Genomic DNA, 13993 nt, shown 5'->3' with positions numbered 1-13993 from the left:
TTCAAAACAGATGACACCTTGTATCTATACCGCCTGTTTTGAACATATGTGATGTCTTATTCAATATATACCCTTTTTTACATCCTATCCCTCCAAAAATATCCGTGCTCTTTTTAAAAAAAGATGATTTTGATATGATAGACTTTGACTATAAAACAAAGACTGTGCGTATACACACATCTATATCGATGTAGAACGAGAGCGGCTTCTTGCTTTAACTCCCTCTTATTTACTATTGATTATTCATGTTTTAAAAAGGAGGCCATGTTTTTTGCAACGTGCACTTTATCAAAATCAAATACTTAATCTTGCTATAACGGCTAGAGACCGATTTCAATATTTATATGAAGCTAGTCTCCGCGGAGAAATAACGTGTGCTCACTGCGGAGAACCAGTTAAATTATATCTGGGGATTGAGCATTCTCCTTACTTTTATCATGCTCAAGTTCCCCATGAAAGAGAAGAGTGTTTAGACACACTATCAGAAACAACAGCGGTGCAACAAATAAAAGAAAATCCGCCTGAATACAGAGAAACCAATGGATTTCGTATTCCTAAAGGACGAGCTATTGGCGAGAAAAGTTCAACTGTAAAAGAGAAAGCAACATGGAGGTCTTCCGCACCTTTTTCAAGTGTTCCTGCTTTTCGCTTAAAACCAGCTGTTCCTAAACACTCTGACTCTCCTTATTTAAATGAATTTAAAGAGAGCGGTATTGAATTAGATTCGAACCAGTGGAAAGCTGTTACACATTCAGAAGGACCGCTCCTTATTCTAGCTGGTGCGGGAAGCGGAAAAACGCGTGTATTAACAGCTCGCACCGCATATATGATACAAGAAAAAAAAATTGATCCGAAATCCATTATGCTGGTGACTTTCACGGCTAAATCTGCTAAAGAAATGAAAGAACGATTGGCTACATATCCAAAGATGTCCGGCTTACATCTTCGTCAAATGCTAGTTGGAACTTTTCACAGCATTTTCTTACGTATGATTGTTCATCATAATCCTCAAGCGTGGCAAATGGACCGCCTGCTAAAATGGGATTGGCAAAAAGAACAGATCGTGAAAGAAGCAGCAAGAGAGCTCCACGTGGATGAAAAAGATTTTCCGTTTGATCAGGCACTTCAGCAAATCGGCTATTGGAAAAACACGCTTGTTGGCGTGCAAGATGTGCGGCCAAAGGACAAATGGGAACAAGATGTGCACTTTTTATATCGTCGCTATGAAGAAGTCAAAAAGCAAAAACAGCTATTCGATTTTGATGACATGCTGTATGGATGTTATGAAATGCTAAAACAAAATCCCGATTTACTCACTCGTTACCAAAAAAGGTTTCGCTATTTTTTAATTGACGAATTTCAAGATATTAATAAAGTTCAATATAAAATTATGAAAATGCTAAGTGAAGACTCTAAAAACTTGTGTGTCGTAGGAGATGATGATCAATCAATTTACGCTTTCCGCGGAAGCGATCCTTCGTTCATTTTAAACTTTGAAAAAGATTTTTCTAATACAACTGTTATTACGTTAAACCAAAATTATCGTTCAGCTCACGCCATCGTTTCTTCTGCTAATAAAGTCATTGCACGAAATACAGCGCGCCGACAAAAAGAAATGGCTGCCCAGTTTGATAATGAGTTGCGACCTACATTCTTCTTTCCATACGACGAAGAAGAAGAAGCAACAATGATTGTAACGGATATGAAAGAAAAGATTAAGCAAGGGGCTTCTCCAACTGAATTTGCGGTCTTGTACCGAACTCACGCTTCTTCACGCGCCATCTTTGAACGTTTATCACAGTCAAACCTGCCATTTTCAATCGAACAAGATGCGGATTCGTTTTATAAAAGACGCATGGTTCGAAGTTTACTTTCATTTCTACGCTTGAGCGTGAATCCAAATGACGCAAGTTCGCTACAAGATTTAGTAAACGCACTCTTTTTAAAGAAAACAGCAGTCAATGACTTAAAAGCAGCAAGTATTCTTCATGATGGTACATTTATTGATGCACTTGAATATCTTCAAGATTTAAAACCTTTTCAGCAAAAAAAACTCAAGAAAGTAATTCCTTTATTCAAGTCGCTAAAATCAATGTCTCCTTCTTTGGCACTTGAGACGATTTCTAAAGATATGGGATTCGATGATTTTGTCAAAAAACGCGGAAATGAAGGAAATATGATGGAAAAAGGTTCGGATGACGTGCGGGATTTAAAAGTTGTAGCACGTAAATTCAAAACCGTACCTGAACTCTTAGAGCATGTGGATCATATGATTGCCATGAACACAGAGATGAAAGCTTTAAGCAAGCAATTTAATGAAAGTATTCAGCTAACCACAATTCACCGAGCAAAGGGTCTTGAATATAAGCATGTATACGTACTGAGCAGCGTAGATGGCGGTTTGCCTCATGATTATGCACTCGAAGCTTATCGAGGCGGAGATGATGTGCCGCTTCAAGAAGAACGCCGTCTTTTATATGTAGCAATGACGCGTGCACAGAATTCACTTTATTTATCTGTTCCGCAAACTAGAAGGGGTAAAACCGCTTATCCTTCAAGATTCCTGAAGTCGTTTATAAAAAAAGTGTAAAAGAAAAACAGGCTGGGACAAAAGTAGTTTCATTAAAATGAAAAACGAACTATCTATCAAAAACGGATAAATAGTTCGTTTTTTTATAATCATGGTGAACGCAGGTGCTTCTAGCGGTTGGTTGAAGGGCAAGGCGAAGACTCCTGCGGGGACAGATGAGACCCCGCAGAAAGCAACAGCGGTCGAGCAAGCCGGATCATGTATCCAGATTGTTCGTCTTTAAATTGGATTCCTGTAGTTATGTTTCAACCTCTTTATCTTACTTCAAGCTAGCGTCCATAACTAATATTCTCATCATCTATTATTAACCAAATATTCCACTAAGAGGTAGATATTCATACGTGGATACGTTACACTACGTTATGTACTGTACTACTATATTTTAGGGGGCTCCATTATTGAACACAAAGCTTATTCATGAAAATGAAAATATTTTTTTCATTTTGTGTATGGTTATCAGCTTATTAATTTATTTCTTTTTAATTATTTCACTCATTGGTATTATCTACCTTGTAATCGGTTTTTTAATTACATTTATACTCCACGGTTTCTCCATTGCTCAAATTCGCAATAATGGGGTTAGATTGACAGAGAAGCAGTTCCCGCACACTTATCATCAGGCAAAACAGTTATCTTTAGAGCTGGATTTAGAGCTGCCCGATATTTATATTGTTCAATCAGGCGGCTTGTTAAACGCGTTTGCTACACGTTTTTTTGGACGTCACTTTGTCGTTTTATACTCCGACATTGTTGAAATGATTGAAGATAATCAAGAAAAAGAACTTTCTTTTATTATTGCCCACGAATTAGTTCATATCAAACGTAAGCATACACTCTACCACTCACTTATTCTACCTGCTCTTTGGGTTCCTTTTTTAGGAAAAGCTTACTCTAGGGCCTGTGAATATACGTGTGATCGCATAGCTTCCGTTGCGATTGGTGATGCAAAAGCTGCCACTCAAGCACTCACTATACTTGCGGTTGGTCATTGTCTAAATAAAAAAGTAAATCAGGAGGAATTTGTTCATACGCACTCACAGGAAAAAGGTTTTTTTATGTGGTTGAATCAAGCTACTTCAACTCACCCCCCTATCGCCCATCGTATTAAAGAAATTAATTACTTAGCACAGCATCCGGAACTGTTTGATCTTGATTCTAACGCATTTCAAACAAATGAAATTGCATAAATGGAAAAAAGCCCTGACGTGTCAGGGCTTTATATAAAACATTAAATTATTTTTTCTCATTTAGCATTTTAGCGATGGTCGCAAAATCAATGGATTGATTATTGTTTGCAATCGCCTTAACAATTTGTTCTTCTTTTTGTTTTGAAATTGGCTTATTCGCAATTTGTGCTACTCGCTTCACAATATTACGCACCGTTTGCTCATCTTTAAAATTAGCATTTTGTACAGAATTCGCAAGTTCAAAGATATCCTTCATATTAACGCCTGTTTTCTTTTCTATATTTTTAAACATATTATTATCCATTTTGCATGACCTCCTTTATTTATACTTCATCGTATGCACCATGTGCCTAGAAGGTGCCCTTTACATTTAATAAAAAAATAAAGTGCGAGTGAAACTTCACCCGCACTTTTCGGTGCCTTATTCATAGAAGGGATTAATTGTAAAAACAAACACAACCAACAATAATTAATAGAATGAATAATACAACGATTAACGCAAAACCACCACCGTAACCACAACCACCGTAGCCAAATCCGCAGCCCATAATATTACACCCCCTCTGTTTTACTCTCTATACTGTATGTTCACTCAAATGATTTCGTATGGGCTTTTCAACTGTGTACATTAAATTTCATTGTCCAAACGGATCTTCAGCATCTTGCTCATCAAGTCTTTTTACATTTTGCTGCAGTTTCCTCTCCTGCTGTTCCATCTGCTTTTCTGCTTTTTCTACTTCGTTCATTCTCTTTCGATGTTCTCCCATCATATGCTGTTCAAAAAAACGTTCAAATTCATCGAAAAAATCCGGCATCTTTACACCTCTCTCCACTCTATGTAAAAAAGCACTGTCCAAGTGACAATGCTTCTATTGCTTATCGCTTTGGTAACTTTGAACCACAGCCGCAACCACCTTGTTTTGGAGAAGGGTACTGGACTGGCTTAGGAATAGACTGCCCTTTCTTTACCGATTGTTTTGTCATTGGTTGTGGATGATAAGGCAGGGGCTGAGGGTATTGATTAGGATTATAATGATAATACATCATGTTTTCCCTCCTTTTCACAGCATCCTATCTATAACATTATATTCAGGACTAAAGAAAGACGTTCTATCTTATTTGTCCATTTTGCGCTGCAGGGACAAAAATAAATCCGTGCTGTTTTTTGGTTTCCTCACTCTCGGTCTTTCTCCTCCCTTTTGCTCTGTCACTTCACGCAGCCGATTTTGCAGTTCTTGAATGGTTCCTTGAGCTTGATGATTGTACTGTACAATGGGCTGTTCGGTTTTTGATTTTTGTTCATTAACGCATGCTTTCAGCCAATCTATTTTTTCCTCTAGCTTCTTTTTTTCTTCTTCATGCTTTTGCTGTAATTCCGCTAGCTCTTCCTTAATATCTTCATATTCAAATTCTTGGTGCTTGAATTTTTGATATTCTTCTTTATAAAAAGCCAACTCCGACTTCAATGAAGCAATGTATTTTTTCGTTTTTTCCTCGCTCATGCCCTTCACTCCTCCATTATAAATAACCCACAGCTTCTAAAAAATCAGTTAAAGATGAATAACACTTTTTATTAACATGAATATGCTGTAATTGAGTTTATTATTTCCTTCATTTTTTATGCTCGCTCCAACTAGGATTTATTCCGATAAATTCCGCTTTTACTAAGGAACATAAAAGCAGGTCATTCATACACTATAGTAGTCCGATACCTAGTAACGAAAAGCGTAAAGGAAGGACAATTACAATTAGGAGGTTTAAAAATGGCAGAACTTTTTGAATCATTATGTATCCGCGTACCTAAAGTGTACGACTGGGTTAGACGTCAAGTTGTTTTACCACAAATCTTTACTAACGATACTTCATTGTTTGATGAAGAAGATCTTAAAGATTTAGGCCATGACGTAGAAGTGGAAATTGTTTTAACAGATAGTGAAGGTCACCCTGTAGATCCTTCAGATGAAGACGCACTTGATAACGTGATTGAGCTTGTGCCCCACGGTGGTCGTAGACCTAAAAAAATCGTGTTACCAGATGGAGAAGTTGTTGTTCTTCATGAAGTAAAATTATCAATTAGCGGCTTTTACCGAGTTAAGTTAATTGAATTGAGTGGGCACCACAGACATGACGAAGTTGAATCTAGCATTATTCCTTGGAAAATACATCAAACATTCTATTTATGCGCCCCGGAAGGAACAGAACCTGTTGTCCACCTTGAATCTTTTGAAGGAACTGACGGTTCTCTCAGATTATCAGATTGTCACTTACAGCAATTAAGCTTTGATCTTATGTTATGCCTAAGTGTTCAAATTGAAAAAGATGTTAAAGTTGAAGTAGAAGGAAGCTTCTGCTACCCTCGCCCTGAAATCATTTCTACAAGCAGCTGCTCACCTATTGAATATCCACCTCAATGTGATGCTATTTTCCCTGGAAGACCACATCACGATGATTTTGATGGAGACGATGTAGAGTCAGGCTTCGACCATCACGACTTTGATTAACAAGATAAAAAGCCAGAGGAGAATATTTCTCCTCTTTTTTCATCCTTTACGCGCTTTCTGCATACATATAAATAAAACTGCTATGGGCAGCTCTAACGACCAGATTAATTTATAGCTCAGCAGGAAAGGAGACTACTAGATGAGTCGTAACTCCCCTTCCCCTAAAGATGATCTAACTCAATTAAAACAAAAGCTCATACACTATAAATCAGAAATTCGAAACGTGCAAAACCAACTAAAAAGCTATGAACGAGCTTTAGAGCGAGAAAAAGAAAATACATCGTTTTGGAAAAAGAAACACGCTGAGACGCTTTCTACATCTGAAAAAGAAGTAGAAATTGAAGAATTAGAAAAAGAACTGGATCTACTGAGAAACGAGCTTTCCGAACAAAAAATTATTGCCGAAGCGTTTCGAGAAAAGGCTTCAAGGAAACAGCCCGTTATTGAAGAAAAAATCGTGGAGAAAGTAATTGAAAAGATTGTAGAAAAACCCATAGAAAGGTTCGAAAAAAGCGATATCCTCTGTTTCTTCCAACATTCCATACTGCTGCCAGAACAAGATGAAAGCGAGCTGATGATGTTCGGCAACGTAATTATTCAAAATCAAACGAGCAGTACCTTATACTCTCCAACACTTTGCTTAAAAATGAAGCCTACTGCTTCTGCTATGTTAAGCGGGAAGATCATTGATGAAAAAGATATTGAAGCTTCTAGTGTCCCCTCTTCTTCTTTAGAATGGCGCTACGCTCATCCGAAATGGAACGAAAAAATTCAAAATGACGGTGAATATTGGATTAAACCCATTAAGCAAACAGTATTAAAGCCCAAAGGCAAATTACTATTTGACTCTTTTCAAGTAGTCATTCCTCTCTCCACTGATACGACTTCGTTTATTCTAGAAGGCTTTTTCTATAGTGAAGAGTGGCAGGAAGGTATTCCTTTTTTAAATAAAGTTGTGCTAAATTTCCCTTAATCATTAAAAGACATATTGACGATCAATATGTCTTTTAACTCGTCCATTTATTTCATAAAAGATTCTATAATTCCTGCACACCCTGCAATAGCTAAGATCGTAATAATAGGAATAGCAATGTGCGGGACCGCTACATAACTAAAATAAATTCCTACCGCACACCATATGCCTGTACACCAATAGCAGCTGAGCAGCTCTCCAATCCACTTTTGCAGTCCCTTCCCTTTTATCTCTAAATAAGTTACCGTATTTCCTTGTTCATCTTGATCTTCTACGATTTTATGAAACGGTTTACGAATAAACGCTGTAATTTTATCAAAAACAATTAGACGAGTAAGTCGAAACGTCGCAAAGACAAATAATGTTAGATAAATCCATGTCATCTTCATTCCTCCGTGCATTCACAAACTTATGAAAATAAAAGCTAACGTGCTTCTTCACTGTTAGCTTTTAGAGTTGCTTAAATTTTAATGATAGATATGGTCTGAATATCATGAAAAGTCAATACTGTTTTCTCTTTATTAGGGGGAACGCTCACGTATAAACTTCCTTCTTTTAATTCTAAGATTGTTCCTATATATTTTTGGTTTTGACACGTAATTTCACAAATTGGCTGAGACATATGAGGCGGGAAGCTGCATAGAAATTCAACTTTTTCTTTAATCGTCATAGACTGAAACATTTTATTTGGCTTTTTAGTCTCTGATTGCGGTATATCCACGGGAACAATTGAACGCTCTTCCTCTTTTTCTTGCTTAATCTCTTCCACTTTTTCTACGTCAGGCTCTTTGACTTCTTGAATGGAAGAAAAGCTGGGCTCTTCTTTTAACACGTGCTCTTTCTCTATTCCTTTATTGTCTTGCTGTTTTGAACTAAAATAATATTGCATAGAACGCTGATTTTGCGTAGCGTTTGGCTGGACAATGTACATTAGCGGCTCGTTTTCTTCTGACTTAGATTTTGAGTTAGTCATGAAGCATACCTCCAATTGCTTGTTATCGTTCTTTTAAAAATGTATGCTTGAACACGGAAAAACTTGTTTATTTTTTTGCGGTAGCCTTTTTAACACCAAAAGCAGGGCTGTACTTTTATTTCCAGCATGTGAGAAAACACAATAAAAAAGGTTGAGACATAACGAAATTAATTCAATCTAAAGACGCACAAATGGGCCACATGAGCTGAACCGCTTGTCACACCGCAGTTGATTTCCGTGCAAGACTTCGCTTTTCGCGGGCGGCCGATGAGCCTCCTCGTCGCTTGCGCTCCTGCGGGGTCTCATCTGTTCCGCTTTTCCTGCAGGAGTCTTCGTCTTGTCCTCGAATCAACTGCTAGAAAGAGCTAAACAGATGAAACTTATTTTCAAAACAACAAAAAAAAACGAACCACTAATCAAACATTTTGATCAATGGTTCGTTTATCACTTCAGCTAAAATAATTTTGTCCCAGCCTCTTTCTCTCATTCAATAAGGTAGCAAACTAAACCTACCTAGATACCTTTATCTAATTTTATACTCAAGAAGCATACGCAATTCATTCACATACGAACGAGACCCCGTTACAATCAAACGATCATCAAATTCAAGCTCTGTATCGCCATGAGGTACAATGGAATCTTTGCCTCTAAAGATTCGAACAAAGATCACATCTCCTGTAAATGGGAACTTGCGAAGCTCTACCCCCTCGTATTTGGGGTTACGCATATTAATTTGATAAAGTGCTGTTTCTTGATTCGTTAAGATATTTAAAATATTTGGCGATTCAATTAAAGCTTTTAGCAATGCAGTCGTAGATAACAGCACAGAAAAAACTTCAATGTTATTTTCTTTCATCTTTTCATCTAATACAGGACTTTCTACACGGGCAATAACCCGTTCTGTACCATATTGTTTTGCAAATAGAGCAATGTCGCTATTTCTCTCTTCTTCCCCGGTTGTTACAACTAATACATCCGCATCTAAAATCCCCATACGCATTAAAGTTTCCTTACTATATCCATCGATGTCGACGATATTAAAAATGGAATCCGACGTACGGTTTTCAATTTTGTCCTGCGTAGGATGATAAATGGTAACATCATATAAATCAAGATCCATTTCTCGAATAACCGGGAGTGTAAATTGATTTGCACCGAGCATATTAATCTTCAGCTTTCTGTCACTGATTTCTGGCTTTGGAAACAGCTTTCTAAAGATAATAGGTGTAATAATACATGTAATAATCGCCACCAAAATCAGCGCACCGGACATTTGTGAATCAATAACACCAATATTTTCACCAACCGTTGCTGCTGCAATAACGAGTGATAAAGTCGATGTTAAAAGAAAACCCGATGCCAAAACGGTTTTCATATCATACCATTTTCTTAAGATTAACGCTGGGACTAGCTTGGATATCAACAATGCAATGAATAATAAAGGCATTAAAATCAGCACTTTTTTATCACTGAACAATGACCAAACGTCAAGCTTCACTCCTACCATCACAAAAAAGATAGGAATTAAAAATCCGTAGCCAAACGAATCTAATTTATGAACTAAATTTTTGTTAGGCGCAAGAAGAGAAACGAGTGATCCCGCTAAAAAAGCGCCTAAAATGTTTTCAACACCAATTGACTCCGAAAGGCCCACTAGAATGATAATGAGTGCAAATACCGCACGCGTGTCGATTTGAATTGTACCTTTAGACATTGTCTCAAGAAACGATCGGTTTTTAAACTGCTTCCCTATGAAGTATAAAATCACTCCTACTCCAAATAAAATTAAAATCAACCATGTATTGCTATTTCCTGATTTATCATAGACGGAAGCAAATACGGCTAGTAAAATCATCGTGACTAAGTCCGCAATAACCGCAATCAATAAAATGGTCTGTCCAATCGGCTTTTTCATAATCTGTGCATCTTTTAAGGTCGGCACTACTACTCCTAGTGAAATGGTAGAAATAATAAGCGTCATCAAAAAGGCATTATCGATAAAACCGGTCCATACAAAAACATAGGACAAAAATAGTGAAACCGCAAAGATAGCTGCAAACACTAGTATAGAAATGGAAAAAGCATTTGGCACCTTAGCTCCTGATGCCTTTTTGTCTTTTGAATTTCCTCCAGCAAAAGCAGAAAAATCAATTTCTAAACCACTTAAAAACATCAAAAAGATAAAGCCTAGAGTGGAAAGTGTTTCAAGCCACATATCCTGCTCCACAAGGTCAAAACCACTTTTCCCTATAATTAATCCCATAATAATTTCAGCTACGACTACAGGTATAATGTTGAGTTTAAACCGATGCAACAGTATAGGCGTTAAAAAGGCCAAACTAATGACGATAACAAGTGATGTAAAGGACGCGTGCTGTTCCATTAGATTCCCCTCCTTTTACCTTCGTTATTTATAAAACGAAGACGTTAGTATTCAAAATTAAAGGTTAATCATAAAAGCTTGAAGGTTCTCTGTCAACTATATGAACTGATAATGAAAATCCGACATGATTACTCATGTCGAATTCTAAAGTCTCTTCATTATTTTAAATAACTCATAAATGTTGTCGCTAGACCGAAGTAAATTAAAATACTGATAAGATCATTGATCGTTGTAATAAATGGTCCTGATGCGACTGCAGGGTCAATTTTGAACCTGTGCATGAGAAGCGGGATAAACGCTCCTGCTAGTGTAGCCACAATCAATGTTGAAAATACAGAGACGCCTACCAAAGCGCCTAAAATAAGATCACCTTGCCAAATATAAACAATTAATACAACTAAAAGTCCACATGATGCGCCCGTAATCATTCCCGTAGCTGCTTCTCGGATTAACAGCTTAAATTTGCTTTCTTCTTCGATTTCTCCCGTCGCCAGTCCGCGAACCGCAACGGCTAGTGCCTGTGTTCCTGTATTACCGGCCATACCGCCAATCAAAGGTATAAATACAGCTAAAATAGCTACTTGATTCAACGTATCTTCAAAACGTCCAATTAAACTCGCTGTCATCATTCCTAAAAACAGCAAAATGATAAGCCAAGGCAGCCTCTTTTTGGCCGCTACTAAAGGATTGTGGTCGATCGTATCATCTACATCGCTAATACCGGCTAATTTAGAATAGTCATCCGATGCCTCTTCATCAAGAACATCCATCACATCATCAACCGTAATAATCCCGAGAAGATGCTGCTGAAAATCAACAACTGGAAGCGCAAGAAAGTTGTAATCGCGCATAATACGGGCAACTTCTTCTTGGTCTTCTGCTACTGACACGGATACGACTCGTTCATTCATCACTTCGCTTATCATCGTATCTTCATCTGCTATAATTAAATCACGAAGAGAAATAACACCTGCTAGATGCTTTTGTTCATCAATAACAAATACATAATAAATCGTTTCCGCTTCCGGAGCTTCCCTGCGTAGAATGTGCATGGCTGAATGTACGGTTTGATTTTCACGAATGGCCACAAATTCAGTCGTCATAATACTTCCAGCGGTATATTCCTCGTAATGAAGCAACTCTTTAATTTCATCGGCTGCTTCTTCATCCATAATCGTTAAATAGCTCGCCACTTGTTCTTTATCCAATTCATTTAATACGTCAACGGCATCATCGGCCGACATTTCTGACAGCATGTCTGCTGCAAAATTGGGATGCATCTCTGAGAGAATTGCTTGATAATCTTCTTCTCGTATCTCTACATTTTCAAAGATATCCGCCATTTCTTCCGGAGATAACATCTCGTACAGCGCAAATCTAGAAGGCTCATCTAATTCTTCAAAAAATTGAGCTTGGTCATACGTATGCATATGTAAAAATTCTTCACGAAATGCATCGATTTCATTTTTTTCTAAAAGTGATAATAAATGTTCGGCGAACCATGCCTTTTCTTCTTTTTCAATTGAATCTGTCATGTCTTCAACCTCCCTGTCGTAAAAAACTCATTTAACTTTATGATGAATTTTGTTTTTTTTCAACTCACAGCTCTTTACTCTTTTCCCAATAATATATAAGTTCTACACATAGTTTGCTCCATATAAGGGTAATTTTATATCGTCAAAGGAAAAACCTTTTAAGGATGTGGATAAAAGATGAAAGTAGATATAATAGGGGATATCCATGGGTGCTATGATGAATTAAAAGCGTTAACAGAAAAACTTGGGTATGAGTGGCAAGACGGGATTCCTGTCCATTCTGACGGACGGCGCCTTGGATTCGTAGGTGATTTAACAGACCGAGGACCTCATTCACTAAAAGTGATTGAGCTCGTATGGTCCCTCGTAATAAAGCATCAGCAAGCTTACTACTGTCCAGGCAATCACTGCAATAAGCTATATCGCTTCTTTTGCGGTAACAAAGTGCAAATTACTCATGGGTTAGAAACGACCGTTGCTGAGTACGAAGCTTTACCTTCAAGAGAACAGAAATTCATTAAGAAAAAGTTCATTGAGCTTTATGAACAATCACCTCTATATGTGCAGCTTGATCAAAACCAATTAATTATTGCTCACGCCGGTCTTAAAGCTGAATACATCGGCAGAACGGATAAAAAAGTAAAAACCTTTGTGCTATACGGAGACATTACGGGTGAAAAGCATCTAAACGGCATGCCTGTCCGACGGGATTGGGCCCAACATTATAACGGAAAACCGTTTATCGTGTATGGGCATACACCCGTAGTAAAAGCTAGAAAAATTCATAATACCATTAATATTGATACAGGCGCAGTTTTTGGAGGGGCTTTAACGGCGTTTCAGTATCCTGAAAGGAATATTATATCAGTGCCTTCATCTATGCCTTATGTAGAGGAAAAATTTAATCACTTCGTGTAAAAAGAAAGTCGCTTTTCATTAAAAAAAGCGACTTTCTTTTACGATTTGAAGTTTCTGCATATCTGGCGGCAAAGGTGCTGTAAAAGACAAAGTTTTTTGTAAAAAAGGATGAAAAAAAGTGAGTTCATAGCTGTGAAGAGCTTGACGAGAAATAAGATGATTCGTTCCGCCATATAAGGTATCTCCAAGCAGTGGATATCCTTTATAAGCCATATGAACACGAATTTGGTGAGTTCTCCCCGTCTCAAGCGAAAGAGCAACTTCTGTAAAAGAAGAATACTGACGAAGCGCCGTATAGTGTGTAATAGCAAATTGCCCATCTTCTCTTACTTCCCGTTCGATGATACTTGACTCTTTTCGGCCAATCGGTGCCTCTATCGTTTCTTTGCCAACAAGCTTACCATGAACAAAAGCTCGGTACACGCGTTTAATTTCATGTTCTTTTTGTGCTTTAGAGAATAAGTAATGAACATGCCTATGTTTAGCAACAATAAGCAGCCCAGATGTGTCTCGGTCCAACCTATTTACAAGATGAACAGTCGAGTTAATGTTATTTTTCTCATAATAATAGAGCACAGCATTACTTAGTGACCACGTTAGATGTTCTCGAGAAGGTATACTTGGCATGTTTGGCTGCTTATTCAAAACTAATATATACTCATCTTCGTATACAATATCCAAAGGTATAGCTTTAGGAAGAAGACTTTCACTTGCTTTTTCTGGTGGAAACGCCACCTTGATTTCGTCACCTTTTTGCAGAATATATCGAACCGTTGCATGCTTTCCATTTACTTCAATTGCTCCTCCTCTGAACTTAATGTCCGTCAGAGAAGCTTTGGAAATATCATGTTCTTTTAAAAATTCACGAACCGCTACACCCTCGAAAGAATGATCTACGGTCCAACTCAACGTAAAAACTTGTTTCATTCTCTT

16 protein-coding genes are annotated in these 13993 nt (G+C 37.6%); 5 read left to right on the top strand and 11 right to left on the bottom strand.

Features of this window, described 5'->3' with window-relative positions; genetic code table 11:
* Positions 1-271: 271 nt before the first annotated feature.
* Positions 272-2590 (top strand): ATP-dependent helicase, encoded by a 2319-nt coding sequence (locus tag AC1D0Y_RS06245; RefSeq protein ID WP_098332494.1) that lies wholly within the window; start codon positions 272-274, stop codon positions 2588-2590.
* Between the two features lie 398 nt (positions 2591-2988).
* Positions 2989-3777 carry a M48 family metallopeptidase gene (locus AC1D0Y_RS06240; RefSeq protein ID WP_235593596.1) on the top strand — a complete coding sequence of 263 codons (789 nt, stop codon included), beginning with the start codon at positions 2989-2991 and terminating at the stop codon, positions 3775-3777.
* A 46-nt stretch (positions 3778-3823) separates the two neighbouring features.
* Here AC1D0Y_RS06240 and spoVIF read toward each other — a convergent pair whose 3' ends face one another.
* The 5 genes from spoVIF to AC1D0Y_RS06215 all read right to left on the bottom strand — a co-directional run bounded on the left by spoVIF (position 3824) and on the right by AC1D0Y_RS06215 (position 5279).
* Positions 3824-4081: a sporulation-specific transcription regulator SpoVIF gene (spoVIF, locus tag AC1D0Y_RS06235; protein WP_013055449.1), complete on the bottom strand. Its 258-nt coding sequence runs from the start codon at positions 4079-4081 to the stop codon at positions 3824-3826.
* A gap of 133 nt (positions 4082-4214) precedes the next feature.
* Positions 4215-4325 carry a YjcZ family sporulation protein gene (locus AC1D0Y_RS06230; RefSeq protein ID WP_462074061.1) on the bottom strand — a complete coding sequence of 37 codons (111 nt, stop codon included), beginning with the start codon at positions 4323-4325 and terminating at the stop codon, positions 4215-4217.
* A gap of 87 nt (positions 4326-4412) precedes the next feature.
* Positions 4413-4592, bottom strand: coding sequence for a hypothetical protein (locus AC1D0Y_RS06225; RefSeq protein ID WP_041816498.1), 180 nt, complete (start codon positions 4590-4592; stop codon positions 4413-4415).
* Positions 4593-4653: 61 nt separating this feature from the next.
* Positions 4654-4824: a hypothetical protein gene (locus AC1D0Y_RS06220; RefSeq protein ID WP_176524038.1), complete on the bottom strand. Its 171-nt coding sequence runs from the start codon at positions 4822-4824 to the stop codon at positions 4654-4656.
* Positions 4825-4892: 68 nt separating this feature from the next.
* Positions 4893-5279: a hypothetical protein gene (locus tag AC1D0Y_RS06215; protein WP_477707381.1), complete on the bottom strand. Its 387-nt coding sequence runs from the start codon at positions 5277-5279 to the stop codon at positions 4893-4895.
* Positions 5280-5540: 261 nt separating this feature from the next.
* Here AC1D0Y_RS06215 and AC1D0Y_RS06210 point away from each other — a divergent pair, with 261 nt between their 5' ends.
* Together AC1D0Y_RS06210 and AC1D0Y_RS06205 are read left to right on the top strand one after the other, a co-directional pair.
* Positions 5541-6278 carry a BMQ_0737 family morphogenetic spore coat protein gene (locus tag AC1D0Y_RS06210; protein ID WP_060746415.1) on the top strand — a complete coding sequence of 246 codons (738 nt, stop codon included), beginning with the start codon at positions 5541-5543 and terminating at the stop codon, positions 6276-6278.
* A 139-nt stretch (positions 6279-6417) separates the two neighbouring features.
* Positions 6418-7251, top strand: coding sequence for a hypothetical protein (locus AC1D0Y_RS06205; RefSeq protein ID WP_033578058.1), 834 nt, complete (start codon positions 6418-6420; stop codon positions 7249-7251).
* A 47-nt stretch (positions 7252-7298) separates the two neighbouring features.
* Here the strand turns inward: AC1D0Y_RS06205 and AC1D0Y_RS06200 are convergent, their stop codons facing one another.
* The 5 genes from AC1D0Y_RS06200 to mgtE all read right to left on the bottom strand — a co-directional run bounded on the left by AC1D0Y_RS06200 (position 7299) and on the right by mgtE (position 12142).
* Complete coding sequence (locus tag AC1D0Y_RS06200; protein WP_034267630.1) at positions 7299-7634, bottom strand: DUF1360 domain-containing protein; 336 nt, start codon at positions 7632-7634, stop codon at positions 7299-7301.
* Between the two features lie 77 nt (positions 7635-7711).
* Positions 7712-8224, bottom strand: a complete 513-nt coding sequence (locus AC1D0Y_RS06195; RefSeq protein WP_060746416.1) for a CotO family spore coat protein — start codon at positions 8222-8224, stop codon at positions 7712-7714.
* A gap of 217 nt (positions 8225-8441) precedes the next feature.
* Positions 8442-8576: a hypothetical protein gene (locus tag AC1D0Y_RS06190; protein ID WP_268798642.1), complete on the bottom strand. Its 135-nt coding sequence runs from the start codon at positions 8574-8576 to the stop codon at positions 8442-8444.
* 171 nt (positions 8577-8747) lie between these two features.
* Positions 8748-10607, bottom strand: a complete 1860-nt coding sequence (locus tag AC1D0Y_RS06185; RefSeq protein WP_028407487.1) for a monovalent cation:proton antiporter family protein — start codon at positions 10605-10607, stop codon at positions 8748-8750.
* 158 nt (positions 10608-10765) lie between these two features.
* The gene (gene mgtE, locus AC1D0Y_RS06180; RefSeq protein WP_477707380.1) at positions 10766-12142 is read right to left on the bottom strand and encodes a magnesium transporter; all 1377 of its coding nucleotides are present in this window, start codon (positions 12140-12142) and stop codon (positions 10766-10768) included.
* 177 nt (positions 12143-12319) lie between these two features.
* Between mgtE and prpE the strand changes: the two genes are divergently transcribed.
* The gene (gene prpE, locus AC1D0Y_RS06175) at positions 12320-13060 is read left to right on the top strand and encodes a bis(5'-nucleosyl)-tetraphosphatase PrpE (protein WP_025749875.1); all 741 of its coding nucleotides are present in this window, start codon (positions 12320-12322) and stop codon (positions 13058-13060) included.
* Between the two features lie 18 nt (positions 13061-13078).
* On the opposite strand, the gene AC1D0Y_RS06170 is transcribed toward prpE, so the two are convergent.
* A complete protein-coding gene (locus AC1D0Y_RS06170; protein ID WP_013081773.1) occupies positions 13079-13987 on the bottom strand; it encodes an RluA family pseudouridine synthase in 909 nt (302 codons plus the stop codon).
* Positions 13988-13993: the final 6 nt, after the last annotated feature.

The organism is Priestia sp. P1_B12_1, from assembly GCF_056406695.1.
The sequence above is the reverse complement of the archived record's forward strand: the minus strand, read 5'-3'. Positions and strand labels throughout refer to the sequence as shown.

What these genes read in the sequence shown, in the direction of transcription:
- AC1D0Y_RS06185 (WP_028407487.1), bottom strand. Translation starts at nt 10,607, where the DNA reads ATGGAACAGCACGCGTCCTTTACATCACTTGTTATCGTCATTAGTTTG.
- prpE (WP_025749875.1), top strand. Translation starts at nt 12,320, where the DNA reads ATGAAAGTAGATATAATAGGGGATATCCATGGGTGCTATGATGAATTA.
- AC1D0Y_RS06230 (WP_462074061.1), bottom strand. Translation starts at nt 4,325, where the DNA reads ATGGGCTGCGGATTTGGCTACGGTGGTTGTGGTTACGGTGGTGGTTTT.
- AC1D0Y_RS06195 (WP_060746416.1), bottom strand. Translation starts at nt 8,224, where the DNA reads ATGACTAACTCAAAATCTAAGTCAGAAGAAAACGAGCCGCTAATGTAC.
- spoVIF (WP_013055449.1), bottom strand. Translation starts at nt 4,081, where the DNA reads ATGGATAATAATATGTTTAAAAATATAGAAAAGAAAACAGGCGTTAAT.
- mgtE (WP_477707380.1), bottom strand. Translation starts at nt 12,142, where the DNA reads ATGACAGATTCAATTGAAAAAGAAGAAAAGGCATGGTTCGCCGAACAT.
- AC1D0Y_RS06205 (WP_033578058.1), top strand. Translation starts at nt 6,418, where the DNA reads ATGAGTCGTAACTCCCCTTCCCCTAAAGATGATCTAACTCAATTAAAA.
- AC1D0Y_RS06200 (WP_034267630.1), bottom strand. Translation starts at nt 7,634, where the DNA reads ATGACATGGATTTATCTAACATTATTTGTCTTTGCGACGTTTCGACTT.
- AC1D0Y_RS06210 (WP_060746415.1), top strand. Translation starts at nt 5,541, where the DNA reads ATGGCAGAACTTTTTGAATCATTATGTATCCGCGTACCTAAAGTGTAC.
- AC1D0Y_RS06225 (WP_041816498.1), bottom strand. Translation starts at nt 4,592, where the DNA reads ATGCCGGATTTTTTCGATGAATTTGAACGTTTTTTTGAACAGCATATG.
- AC1D0Y_RS06220 (WP_176524038.1), bottom strand. Translation starts at nt 4,824, where the DNA reads ATGATGTATTATCATTATAATCCTAATCAATACCCTCAGCCCCTGCCT.
- AC1D0Y_RS06215 (WP_477707381.1), bottom strand. Translation starts at nt 5,279, where the DNA reads ATGAGCGAGGAAAAAACGAAAAAATACATTGCTTCATTGAAGTCGGAG.
- AC1D0Y_RS06170 (WP_013081773.1), bottom strand. Translation starts at nt 13,987, where the DNA reads ATGAAACAAGTTTTTACGTTGAGTTGGACCGTAGATCATTCTTTCGAG.